Raw genomic sequence first — 12,756 nt, 5'->3', positions numbered from 1 at the left:
CTGATGGGGGAGAAGTGACCGAGGGTGCCGTGGAGTGGCGTGGATCTTGCGAGGGCCGGGTTCCGCCTGCCGTGGGCCTGGCAAGATTGACCCGTACCGACCAGCGCACACCGTGTGACGCACGCCAAGCCACCGACCGAGGGACTGATCGCCTGATGCCTACGAGCGAGCTTTTCCTGAAGGATGTCATCGACATCAAGGAAGACGTCCATGCGGGCGACTTCAAGATCGAGCTCTCTCAGGGATTCAGCGAGACCGACGCTCGCGTTGCCGAGTACGTCGTCACCGAGCAGCTTCAGGACGCTTTCCGGCGCGCGCTGAGCATCGTGTCGAACGCGGTCCGTACGGGGAACTCGCACGCGGCCTATCTGCACGGGTCCTTCGGTTCCGGTAAGAGTCACTTCCTGTCCGTGCTACACGCGGTGCTCAACAACCACTCGGCGGTCCAGGCCAAGCCCCGCCTCATGGAGGTGGTCGCCCCGCACCAGGACTGGCTGCGGCAGAGTCGGTTCCTGATGGTCCCCTACCACCTTGTCGGCTCCACCGACCTCGACTCGGCGCTGCTGGGCGGCTACGTGCACACCGTGCGCGAGCTCCACCCCGACAAGCCGCTGCCCCCCGTCTTCCGGGCTGACGCACTGCTCGCCGACGCCGAAGCCCAGCGAGCGTTCCTGGCCGACGACGCGAAGTTCCTGCAGTGGCTGGGCAAGGGGGCGGCGGCGCTCGCCCCCAGCAGTGCCGCACCCGTGGAAGCGGATCCCGACGACATGCCGCCGCTGGACGCGGGTACCGGCGTACCGGCTGCGGGCGGGTGGACCGGCGCCGACTTCGACCGTGCATTCACCGCTTCCGCCGTGGACGACCCGTACCGGGAGAAGCTGGTCTCCGCGCTGCTGGCCGGGCCCATGGCCTCGTACGCCCAGGGCGTCCGCGGTGAGGCAGGGGCCTACGTGCCGCTGGAGAACGGTCTCAAGATTATCTCCCGGCACGCTCAGTCCCTCGGCTACACCGGTGTCGTGCTTTTCCTGGACGAGTTGGTGCTGTGGCTTCAGGCGAACATGGGCAAGCAGGACTTCGTCCGGGACCAGGTGCAGCGGCTGGTCAAGCTGATCGAGTCCGCGGACAGCAGCCGACCGGTGCCGATCGTGTCGTTCGTCTCCCGCCAGCGGGACCTGTCCCAGCTCATCGGCAGCGATGTGGCCGGCGCCGACGTGGAGAACCTCGAGCAGCAGATCGAGTACCTCGCCGAGCGCTTTGACGTCGTCGATCTCGAAGACAGCAATCTCGTCGAGATCATCAAGCACCGTGTGCTGTCCCCCAAGCCGGGCATGGAGTCCGTCCGCGACGACGCGTTCAAGATTGTGGAGTCGTCGAACGACGAGGTACGGCAGGTCCTCCTCGACGCGCAGGGCCGCACCGAGGCCAGCTGGGACGACTTCCGCGAGCTCTATCCGCTCTCCCCGGCCCTGCTGAACGTACTCGTCGACCTCTCAGGTGCCCTGCAGCGCGAGCGGACCGGCCTGAAGCTGGTGCAGGAACTGCTGCGCCGCCGTCGGGACGACCTCAAGCTCGGAGAGCTGATCCCGCTCGGAGACCTGTACGACGTCATCGCGGACCGCACCGGCGCCGCCTTCACGCCGAAGCTGCGCCGCGAGTCGGAGATCGCACACCGCTTCCACGGTCGGGTCAAGGACACCCTCCTGGAGAAGTACAAGTCGAAGGACGACAAGCGCTTCCAGACCGACGACAGGCTGGTCAAGACGCTGCTGCTGGCCGCTCTGGCACCCAACGTGCCCGCGCTGACCCGCCTCACCGGCAGTCGGCTCGCCGCGCTGAACCACGGCGCGATCCGCACCCGGGTCGGGGACGCCGGCTCCGTTGCCGTCAAGCGGCTGCGGGACCTCCAGGTCGACTACGACGGAGAGCTGCGCAGCGAGGGGGACACCAGCGACCCCGTCTTCCACCTGCACCTGTCGGACCTGGACGTGGAGCCCCTCCTCGAAGAGGTGCAGGGTGCCGCCGACCAGCTCGGGTACCGCCGCCAGTGGATCAAGGACCAGCTGTGGCGGGCGCTGGGCGTCAAGGACACCGAGTCCTTCGTCTGCGAGCGGGAAGTCGTCTGGCGCGGTACCAAGCGCGGGGTCGAGTTCGTCTTCGGGAACGTGCGCGACAGCCACCTGCCGGACGAGGAGTTCACGCCGCAGCTCCCCGGCAACATCCGCATCGTCTTCGACTACCCCTTCGACGACGCCGACCACTCGCCGATGGACGACCTCCAGCGCGTGGACAAGCTCAGGCGGGCAGGCTGGAACGAGCCCGTCCTCGTCTGGCTGCCCGACTTCTTCTCCGAGCAGACGGGGCGGCAGCTCGGCCGCCTCCTGAAGATCAACTACCTGCTGGAGCGGGACCGGCTGGAGGACCACACGGCCACCCGCCCCGCAGAGGAACGCACTCAGATCCGCAACCAGCTCAAGGCCTCGCGGGACAGCCTCACGGAGCGGCTCACCACCTCGCTCCTGGAGCTGTACGGGATCAACCGGGCAGAGCCCGGGACGGTCGGGGCGCAGGTGCCGGAGGGGCAGCACCTGATCTCCCTCCAGCGCGGCTTCGAGCGGACCCGGCCCGAACCTTCCATCGACTTCGAGAAGAACCTGCTGGTGCTCGCCGACGAGATGTACGCGGCGCGCTATCCCAAGCATCCGGATTTCGACCCCCGGTTGAGCCGCAAGGCCATCACCCTGGGCGACCTCAAGATCACTCTCCAATGGATCACCCGGGCGATGGAGGACGGGTCGCGCCGTGTGGTGGTCGACGGCCACCATCTGGAGAAGGTCCGGAAGATCGTGCACGCCCTCGGTCTCGGCGAGGTGCACGACGGTCCCCTCGTCGTCACCAACGACTGGCGGCTGCGCATCAACAAGCGGGCGGCGGAGAGTGCCGATGCCGACGGCGACATCGCCGTGGAGACCATCCGTACGTGGATCTCCGAGATGGGTTACGAAGGGCTCGACCGGCACGTGAGCAACCTGCTCATCGCCTCCTACGCCCTGCTCGACGACCGCACGTGGATCTACCAGACTTCCACGCTGCCGCAGGCGCCCGAGCTCGACAAGATCGGCCCCGGCTACGGGCTGCGGGCCGTGCCGTTGCCGGACGACGATGCGTTCAGCAGCGCCTTGCGCCGCGCGGGCGTCATCTTCGGGGTGCACGTTTCGCCGGTGCTCTTCGCCCGTAACGTCGCCCAGCTCGCCACCAAGGTGCGGGGCGTCGCGGACGAACACCGCAAGGCCGTTGCAGGTGCGCGTGACCTGCTGCAGAAGCACGCCGGCCGCCTGGGCCTGGAGGGACCGGGCGGTGCTCAGGCACCGCGTCTGCAGTCCCTGAAGGCTGCCGCTGATCTCATGGCACGCGTACTGCGCACCGGCGATCCGACCCTTGTGGTCCAGGAGATCTCGAGCGTCGCCTACGAGGTCACTGACGAGGAGATCGGTGCTGCCCTCAAGCAGGCGCCCGACGTGCTCTCCGCGCTCCACTCCGAGGAGTGGCCGCCGTTGCTCGACACGGTCCACGAGCTGTCGACGCGTGACGACTCCGTCGGCGACCGGGCCCGAGGGCTCTTGGCCACCGTCCAGCGCGTGGCGAACAGCCACGAGTCCCCGGACGAGTCGCTCGCCCCGGTCCTCGCCGGCATCCAGGGATCGGCCATGGCGCTGATGCGGGAGGCCACCCGGCTCGCACAGGCGGCTCAGCCGACGACGCCGCAGCCGGCCCCGGTGCAGCCGACCGCCGAGGACATCCGGCTCACGCAGCACGGCAAGCCGTCCGTGCCCACCGTCTCTCCCCAGGTGGTGGACCCCCGACAGGGAACGCAGTGGCCGGCGCCTGCTGTTCCTGCCCCGCCGGTCGCACCCACCCCCGGCCCGACGGGCTCCCACGGCACGTACCTCGTCGAACCGACGCGGCTCGAAGCCACTCTGGCTGCGACCGTCGCGGATCTCAGCAGCGAGCTCCGCACCTTCCTCACCGCTCATCCCGGGGCACGCGTCCAGGTTTCCTGGCAGGTCGTCGAGGCCGATGCCGGGGCGGCCGACACCGAAGAGGCTGACAACTGATGGCACAACCTCTTCCGCAGGTCGGCCGCCGCACGATCGAGGCCCTGCTGGAGAAGAACGCCTCCGCGCTGCGCGACCGCTCTCTGATGCTGATTCACGGCCGTTACGCACCGGGGGCCGCCGGTGCCTTCACGGCCACGGTGGGCGGTGAGCCGCGGCGGGTAAGCGTGCGCGACGAGTCGTCCGTCCTCGGGCTCCTCGCTGCGTGGCAGGAGCACCGAACGGACGCGGCCCCGGGCAGCCTGCTCGTGGTCACCACCGGAGTGGACGACGCAGACCTCGGCTGGGACCTGCGCGGACACGCGGTGCGCCGTCGCACGCTCACGGTGGACAGGGCCGAGATCGTCCTGCAGCGCTTCGGTGCCGCCGGCCTGGACATGCGGATGTACCGCGAGGACTGGCTGCTGGAAGCGCTGCTCGACGCCGAACCCGCCGAAGGTGGCTGGCCGAGAGCCGCAGGAGTACTCACCCGGGACTCGGCCCTGCGCGCCCTGGTCGTCGAACGCCTCGGGCTGGCCCGGCCCGCAGGCTCCGCGGACACGTCGAGGGAAACTGCCATCGACGCGGACTCCCTGCTCGCCTGGTCCCGCACGACCGCAGGACCCCGCCGGTTCGCCGAACTCAAGGAGGTCGAGCGGAGCGAGCTGAAGAAATGGCTCGGCGAGGTCGCCGGCCCGGCCGTACCGGTGCTGCTCGCGCTCGCGGAAACGGGGCGGGGAACCGACGCCATGGCACTCGGACTGCTCGGCGCAGCACTGCGTGATCCGGCTGCGAGCCCGGACACGGTCCTCGCCGTCGGCGGTCTCATCGGTCAGGCACGCCCCCGGCGCGCCGAACTCACCGCTTTCACCGATGCGGTGGAAGGGACCCTGATCCGCTGGATCTCCGAGGCCCGCAGCAGTGACAGCGCCAGACAGCGCGTTTTCGCGGTACTCGACCGGGCTGACGAACTGGCACGCGACGCGGGCCTTACGACTGGCTTGGCCGCCAGCCGTTTCCTGCCCTCCAGCTTCGCAGCCCAGCTGGGGGCGGTGATCGCCGCGGCCCGCCAGTCTCCCGAAGCAGGCGAGAACGAACTCGCAGACCTGACCGGGCATGCCCTGGCCGGGCTCTTCCCCGACCGTGTAAGGGTCGCGGAAATGGCCGTACGCCTCTCACGCTGGTTGCGCCTGCCCGTACCCACCGTCCCCGGGGTGGCAGCGGGTGTCGCAGCGCATGTGGCCGACTGGGGCTGGGCCGACCGGGCACTCACGGTGCTGTGGAGCGGAGACCCCGGCGGCGACCGAGAGGTTGCGCGGCATCTGCGCGCGCTGTATGCCGAGGGACGGGACCGCCGGGAAGCACTCGATGAGGTGTTCGCCCGGCAGCTGGCGGGCTGGACGCTCCATGCCACTGCTCAGCAGCCGGACGGCGCTCTGGTCGTCGAGAACGTCCTGGAGACCATAGTGCGACCGCTGGCCGCCGGCGCGCCTCCGCTCCTCATCGTGCTGGACGGCATGAGCAGTGCCGTTGCGGCCCAGCTCGGAGAAGAAACGGAACGCGAGGGCTGGCGGGAGATCGTTCCGCGTCCGGAACAGGGCGAACCGGCACAGCGCCTGGCGGCAGTCTCGATGCTCCCCTCGGTGACCCAGGCGAGCAGGGCCTCGCTGCTGACAGGATCCGCGACGGCGGGCGGTCAGTCGGTGGAGGCCTCGGGCTTCGATGCCTTCTGGAGGAAGCGCCGCAAGAACGCACACCTCTTCCACAAAGCCTCGATCGGTGGCGACGCGGGGCACTTCCTCGCCCCGGAACTGCTGCTCGCCCTCGCCTCGGACGCCGTGGTCGGAGTCGTCCTCAACACGATCGACGACGCTCTCGACTCCGGACAGCAGGGCCAGCGCACGGCGTGGTCGCTGCACGACGTCACCTACCTTCGCGAGCTGCTGGCCGCGGCCCGCAGTTATGGACGGCCCGTCGTCCTGACGTCCGACCACGGACACGTTCTGGAGCGCGAACCGGGCAATGGTCCGGTCGAGGTGACCGGCCCGGTCGGGTCCGCCCGCTGGCGGCCCGGCACGGACGCCCGGGAGGGGGAAGTGAACCTCAGTGGCCCCCGCGTGCTGGACGCGGACGGGGCGATCGTCGTGCCTTGGCGCGAGAACATCCGCTACTCGGGTCGTCGGGCCGGATATCACGGCGGTGCCGCCCTGGCAGAGGTGACCGTGCCCGTGCTGGTCCTCGCGCCCTCGGCTGAAATGGTGCCCCAGGGCTGGGATCCGCTTCCCCGGGAGCAGGCCGCACCGTTGTGGTGGCGGGCCTCTGTCGCCGTCGCACCGGCTGCGGAGCCCGTTTCGTCAAGCGAAGGCACGTCCCCAAAGCCCAGGCAGAGCAAGCCTCGGAAGCAGTCCGAGGAACTGTTCACAGACGCGGACGTGGTCACTGCCGATGAGCGCGGGGGCGAGGAATCCCTGGCCGCACCGCTCAGCCTTGGCGGCCAAGTGGTGGCGAGTGAGGTCTACGAGGCGCAGAAGGCGTACGTGCGCAAGGCGCCGGAAGCGAAGATCGTGGCAGCCGTGATCGATGAGCTGGTGGCGGCGGGCGGCACCATGTCCCCGGCCGCCCTGGCAGCGGCGATCTCGGCGACCGGACGCGTGCGACGAAACATCGAAGGCTTCGTCGCCACTCTTCAGCGGCTGCTGAACGTCGAGGGGTACCCCGTTCTCGGATTCATCGACGGCGGTCACACGGTGAAACTCGACGAGACGCTGCTGCGCGGGCAGTTCCTACCGACTCAGGGGTCGCGATGACGGGCCCGGTGTCCCAAGCCAGCGCGGTCCGGAGGCGCGAGGTCATCGACGCACTCCGGCGCGGAACCGTACCCCAAGCGGGTCTCGATCTCTTGGCGGTCGGCCTCGGCCGATTCGAAGTGGCGCTCGACGACGATCTGGCGACGGCCTCGCGGGGCGGGGCCGCCTTCCATGCCATTCGTGGTGACTACGGTTCCGGCAAGACCTTCTTCGCCCGCTGGCTCGCCGAGCGCGCGAAGAGGGCAGGCCTCGCCACGGCCGAAGTGCAGATCTCCGAGACGGAGACGCCCCTGCACCGGCTCGAGACGGTCTACCGCAGGCTGACCGAGCGGCTGACCACCGCAACGCATCAGCCCAGTGCCCTGCGAGCGGTGGTCGATTCGTGGTTCTACACCTTGGAGGAGGAGGTCCTCGACGCCGGAGAGGTCGACGAAGAGGACGAGGCGGGGCTTGCCGAGGCGGTCGACGCGCTGATGGAACGAAGGCTGGCGGAAGTCGCCCGCACCACGCCTGCTTTTGCCGCTGCGCTACGCGGCTACCGGAGGGCCGTCGCGGCCGGGGACGGGGCCACCGCCGAAGCCCTCATTGCCTGGCTGGGCGGACAGAAGTCCGTCGCAGCCTCTGCGCGCCGTACGGCTGGCGTCCGTGGCGACCTCGACCACTTTGCGGCGCTCGGCTTTCTCCAGGGGCTCCTCACCGTGCTGCGTGACTGCGGACACCCCGGTCTCCTTCTCGTCCTTGACGAAATCGAAACGCTGCAACGTGTCCGAGGTGACGTCCGTGAAAAGGGGCTCAATGCCCTGCGGCAGCTCCTCGACGAGATCGACGCCGGACGCTTCCCCGGACTCTTCCTCGTCATCACCGGCACCCCAGCGTTCTACGACGGCCAGCAGGGCGCTCAGCGTCTGGCCCCCCTCGCGCAACGACTCGCCACGGACTTCACCACGGACCCGCGGTTCGACTCCCCCCGGGCGGTCCAGCTTCGTCTGGCGGGCTTCGATCTTCTGCATCTCGGCGAACTCGGCCGGGCGGTGAGGAACCTGTACCGGGAAGAGGCGCGCCATCCCGACCGGATCAGTGAGCGGGTCAACGACGCGTACATCGGTGATCTTGCCGTGGCTGTCACCGGCGGACTCGGCGGGAAGGTCGGAGTCGCACCGCGGGTATTCCTGCGGAAGCTGGTCGCCGACGTCCTGGACCGGGTGGACGAGTTCGAGGACTTCGACCCCCGACTGCACTACGCCTTCACCGTCACCTCGTCCGAACTCACGGAAACAGAGCGCAATGCGGCTGCCGGAAGCGCGGACGACATCGAGCTGGAGCTGCCGTGAGTGTCTCCGGAGAGCTCGATCCGGCGCTCGTCCACCACATCGTCAACACGCTGGGCTGGCGCAGCCTGCGCCCGCTTCAGGAGGAGTCGGTAGCCCCACTTCTTGCAGGTGACGACGCCGTGCTGCTGGCTCCGACGGCCGGAGGAAAGACGGAGGCGGCGTGTTTCCCCCTCCTCTCACGCATGACGAAGAACCGGTGGACCGGCACCTCGGTGCTGTATGTCTGCCCGCTCAAGGCCCTGCTCAACAACCTGCTTCCGCGCCTGGAGAACTACACGTCATGGCTGGGACGCACAGCCGCGCTCTGGCACGGCGACACCACCGCCGGGGCAAGGAAGCGCATCCTGGCCGAGCGTCCGGACATCCTGCTGACCACTCCGGAGTCGCTGGAAGCGATGCTGGTCAGCGCCAACGTCGACCATGAGTCCTTCTTCTCGGGGCTCAAGGCAGTGGTGGTCGATGAGGTGCATGCCTTCGCCGGCGACGACCGGGGGTGGCATCTCCTCGCGGTGCTGGAGAGGATGCAGCGGGTGGTGGGCCGGCCCCTCCAGCGAATCGGGCTCTCGGCGACGGTCGGCAACCCGGAGGACCTGCTCGCGTGGCTACAAGGCTCGGGCGCAGGGAAGCGGCCGGCCCGGGTCGTAGCCCCGCACCTCTCCGGACCGGCGCCTTCGGAGACGGGGGCTGCCGCAGCCCTGCCACCGGGCGACATTCAGCTCGACTACGTCGGTTCCCTCGACAACGCGGCCACCGTCATCGCCTCGCTCCACAAGGGTGAGAAGCGTCTTGTCTTCTGCGAGTCCCGAAGGCTCGTGGAGGAACTGGGCGAGAAGCTCCGGGCGAAGGGGATCACGACCTTCCTGTCCCATGCCTCGCTGTCCCTCGACGAACGCAAACGGTCGGAGACGGCCTTCGCGGAAGAGCGTGACTGCGTCATCATCTCGACGAGCACGCTGGAACTCGGTATCGACGTGGGCGATCTGGACCGGGTGATCCAGATCGACGCGCCGTCGTCGGTCGCTTCCTTCCTCCAGCGGCTCGGTCGCACCGGGCGCAGGGCAGGCACCCTGCGAAACTGCCTTTTCCTGGCACTGGACGAATCCGGGCTTTTGGACGCGGCCGGGTTGCTGCTGCAGTGGTCGCGGGGATGGGTAGAGCCTGTGATCGCCCCTCCGGAGCCGCGGCACATCGTTGCGCAGCAATTGCTTGCTCTCTGTCTGCAGGAGCATCGGGTTGGCGAGAACCTGTGGCAGGAGTGGTGGAACGGTCTCGGCCCCTTCGGTAGCGCTGCCGAACCGATCGCGCGACATCTTGTCGACGAGGGCTATCTGGACCGGGACGGGGGGCTCCTGTTCATCGGCCCCGAAGCCGAACGGCGTTTTGGCCATCGCCATTTCATGCACCTCACGGCAGTCTTCACTGCGCCTCCGCAATTCACCGTGCTGCACGGTCGATCGGAGATCGGTCGAACCGATCCCAGCCTGCTCACAGAGCGGGTGAGCGGGCCGCGCCGCCTGTTGCTCGGCGGGCGGAGTTGGCTGGTCACGTACATCGACTGGCGGCGAAAGCGCTGCTTCGTGGAGCCCGTGGACGGGGGAGGAAAGGCGAAGTGGAGCAGCGCTGGATTCGGTCCCGGAGCATCGTTCGAAGTGTCGCGGGCGGTACGCGAAGTGCTGCTTGGTGCAGATCCGCCTGTGACACTCACGCAGCGGGCGGTCCGATCCCTGAGTGAAGCGCGTGGGCATTTCCTGGAACGAGTACATCCGGGAGGCACGCTCGTCATCCGGGACGCTGATGGCCTCACACGCTGGTGGACGTGGGCGGGCCACCGGGCCAATGCCACACTGGCGGCCACCCTCGATGAGTTGGCGGTGCCCGGCCAGCGCATCAACGATCACTGGATTCGGCTACGTGAGGACGTGACGCCGGCATCCTGGAAGAGTCTCACCGGAGGAGCGGCGGACAGGCTCTGCCTTCCGGCGGTCGATGAGCGAGCCGTGCGAGGCCTGAAGTTTGCGGAGGCGCTGCCGCCGAGGCTGGCGGAAGCGACGCTCTCCGCCCGGTTGGCCGACCTGGGTCGTGCGGTCGCCGTGTTGGCCGAATCCGTGCGATTCACCTCGGTTGCTGAGCCCTGAGGCGCACGTGCATTCAGCACCCAGGAGGATCGAAGGGCTACAGGCGCAGGGTGGTGCTGCGTGACTCGTACAGCTTGATCCAGCCACGATCGCTGTAGTTCCGGTCGACAGCCGTGGTGACGTTTCTCGGCAAGGCCAGGCCCTACCTAAGATCACCACAACCGAATTGCGGCCCGACGGGCTTCCAGAACAGGACATGCCCCCACCCGCACGAGTCACTCGTGCCCTGGGGGAACCACCTCGTGTCCATGCTCCTGCTGAAGTTGTCAGCGCAAGATCTGCTCACCCTGAACGCACGCCGTCGCATGGTTCCGCACCTTGCTGCCCGGTGGCGGCACTTCCGCGGGGCCGAGGCATCGTTGTCGGAGCGGTCCGCCTGGGCGGAGAGCCTGGTCCGTCTCGCGAACGATCTCGTTGCCGCAGAGCGTGGAAACGTCGAAATGATCGTCGAGTGCGCCGCGACGATCGACGAAAGCAACCGTCCCGGTGATCCCCGGCTCATCGACGTCGTCCTGGTGGGTCGGCATCCAGAGGAGAGCCGCCCGTCCGTGCAATTGGTCGAGCTGAAGCGCTGGTCGATGGTGACCAGGGTGGAGCGGGCCACCGCGGAGCTGGTGCACGTGCCGGGCATGGGGGAGAAGAAGCACCCGGCTCTGCAGTTGCGCGAGTACTACCGGGCCTTCACGAGCGAGCGCGGCCCGTTCGGGAAGGTCGATTTCGCCTGCGGTGGCTTTGCCTACCTGCACAACGCCACGGACGAATCGGTGCGCCCCCTGATCGACGTGGACGCACCGACGGGTGCCTACGCACGCGTGTACACGGGTGACCGACGCGATCAGTTGCTGTCCGACCTCCGGAAGGATTTCGGGGAGGACGGGGCGGCGTCCGAGGCCGAGAGGATGCTGCAGCTCATGGGCCTGCGCAACACGCCACTGCTCGACGCGATGATCAGATCCCGCGGTGAGGACACCGTCTTCACCCTGCGAGGAGATCAGAAGGCGGTTGCCGATCAAGTCCTGGAGACGGCCGCCAAGGTGCTCCCGGACCCCGAGCGTCCGGCACTCGCCCCGGACGAGCGACGAGTGATCTTCCTCGTCACGGGCGGTGCAGGCACGGGGAAGAGCGCGATCGGCCTCCAGATCAAGGCAGAACTGGAGGCGCAGGGGCGGACGGTCAAGTACGCGAGCGGTAGCCGGGCCTTCAACGGGGCGCTCCAGCAGCACGTGGGCTACGGAGACCGGGAGTTCAGGGAGTCCTTCACCTACTTCAGCAACTACGTCACCCCACCGGACCCGCCACTTGACGTGCTGATCTGCGACGAGGCGCACCGTCTTCGTGACCGGTCCACCAACCGGTTCTGGAAGCCCGAGGACTGGGGCACGGGCCCGCAGGTGGACGAGCTCCTTGCAGCGTCGCGCCTCACCGTCTTCTTCCTGGACGAGGGCCAGTCGGTCAGGCCGAACGAGGTCGGGACCGTCGCCCTCATCGAGGATGCGGCCTTGCGGCACGACGCCGTACTGGTCCCGAGCAACCTCCGGGAGCAGTTCCGCTGCGGTGGCAGCGACGCCTACATCCGATGGGTACAGGCGGTGCTCGGCGTGTCCGGCGAGCCGGTCGAGCAATGGAGGCCAGACGGATTGATGCACATCGAGGTGGCGGACACGCCGGAAGAGCTCGAACAGATCATCCGGACCGAAGCGCTGGCCGGCGCCTCCGCGCGCATGGTCGCGGGCTACTGCTGGCCCTGGACGAAGCCGCTCGGCAAAGAGAGGCGACTGGAGCCCGATGTCCGCATCGGCGAGTGGCACCGCCCTTGGAACGCAGACAGCGACAGCTACTGCGAGGGGGGCCAAGTGCCGCCGGCGAAGACCTGGTCCGTCGAAGAGAATGGTCTCGGTCAGATCGGCTGTGTGTACACGGCGCAGGGCCTTGAGTGGGACTGGTGCGGGGTGATCATGGGTGAGGACATGGTGCGCCGCGGGGACAAGTGGGTCTTCCGTAGGGGAAAGGACCGCAAGGAGGAGGGCTCGGGGATCAAGAGGGTCGATCGGCCCGGGTCCTTCGACCCGAAGGTGAAGCCCGGCAGCGTCGACGACGAGGAATTCGCCCGGCTCGTGCGCCACGCGCACCACGTGCTGATGACTAGGGCCAGCCGTGCGACTGTTCTGTACTCCACGGATGCCGAAACGCGGGCGTACCTGAAGAAAGTCGTCGGAGAGGTCGAGATCCACGACTTGCGCCCCACATGGGCCAATCTGCCCCCAGAAGCCCGCAAGCCACATCTGCCCCGACCTCGTAAGGGGGCGGGCGGACGAGGCAAGAGGAAGCGGAAGCAGAGCCAGGCGAAGGGACCAGATCTGCTGCTGTTCTGACGGAGAGCGCTGAGGGGATG

General features: G+C 68.3%; 5 protein-coding genes. All 5 read left to right on the top strand.

What is annotated here, in order from left to right; translation table 11 throughout:
• Positions 1–326: 326 nt before the first annotated feature.
• The 5 genes from ACN20G_RS04255 (at position 327) to ACN20G_RS04235 (ending at position 12,736) form a co-directional block, all read left to right on the top strand.
• Positions 327–4,112, top strand: coding sequence for a PglY protein (locus ACN20G_RS04255; RefSeq protein WP_424211366.1), 3,786 nt, complete (start codon positions 327–329; stop codon positions 4,110–4,112).
• Positions 4,112–6,898, top strand: coding sequence for a BREX-2 system phosphatase PglZ (gene pglZ / locus ACN20G_RS04250; RefSeq protein WP_424211365.1), 2,787 nt, complete (start codon positions 4,112–4,114; stop codon positions 6,896–6,898). The genes ACN20G_RS04255 and pglZ overlap by 1 nt, the downstream gene beginning before the upstream one ends.
• Complete coding sequence (brxD, locus tag ACN20G_RS04245) at positions 6,895–8,229, top strand: BREX system ATP-binding protein BrxD (protein WP_424211364.1); 1,335 nt, start codon at positions 6,895–6,897, stop codon at positions 8,227–8,229. Before pglZ ends, brxD begins: the two co-directional genes overlap by 4 nt.
• Positions 8,226–10,364 (top strand): DEAD/DEAH box helicase, encoded by a 2,139-nt coding sequence (locus tag ACN20G_RS04240; protein WP_424211363.1) that lies wholly within the window; start codon positions 8,226–8,228, stop codon positions 10,362–10,364. The genes brxD and ACN20G_RS04240 overlap by 4 nt, the downstream gene beginning before the upstream one ends.
• Before the next feature lie 248 nt (positions 10,365–10,612).
• Entirely contained in the window at positions 10,613–12,736 is a 2,124-nt protein-coding gene (locus tag ACN20G_RS04235) for a DUF2075 domain-containing protein (protein WP_424215365.1), read from the top strand.
• Positions 12,737–12,756 lie beyond the last annotated feature (20 nt).

It is taken from the genome of Streptomyces dryopteridis (assembly GCF_049606955.1).
Taxonomy (GTDB): Bacteria; Actinomycetota; Actinomycetes; order Streptomycetales; family Streptomycetaceae; genus Streptomyces.
Note: the sequence above shows the minus strand (reverse complement) of the source record. Positions and strands in the feature narration are given on the sequence as shown.

Bases quoted from the DNA above. Each gene is read 5' to 3' on its own strand.
- pglZ (WP_424211365.1), top strand. From the start codon at position 4,112: ATGGCACAACCTCTTCCGCAGGTCGGCCGCCGCACGATCGAGGCCCTG.
- brxD (WP_424211364.1), top strand. From the start codon at position 6,895: ATGACGGGCCCGGTGTCCCAAGCCAGCGCGGTCCGGAGGCGCGAGGTC.
- ACN20G_RS04235 (WP_424215365.1), top strand. From the start codon at position 10,613: ATGCTCCTGCTGAAGTTGTCAGCGCAAGATCTGCTCACCCTGAACGCA.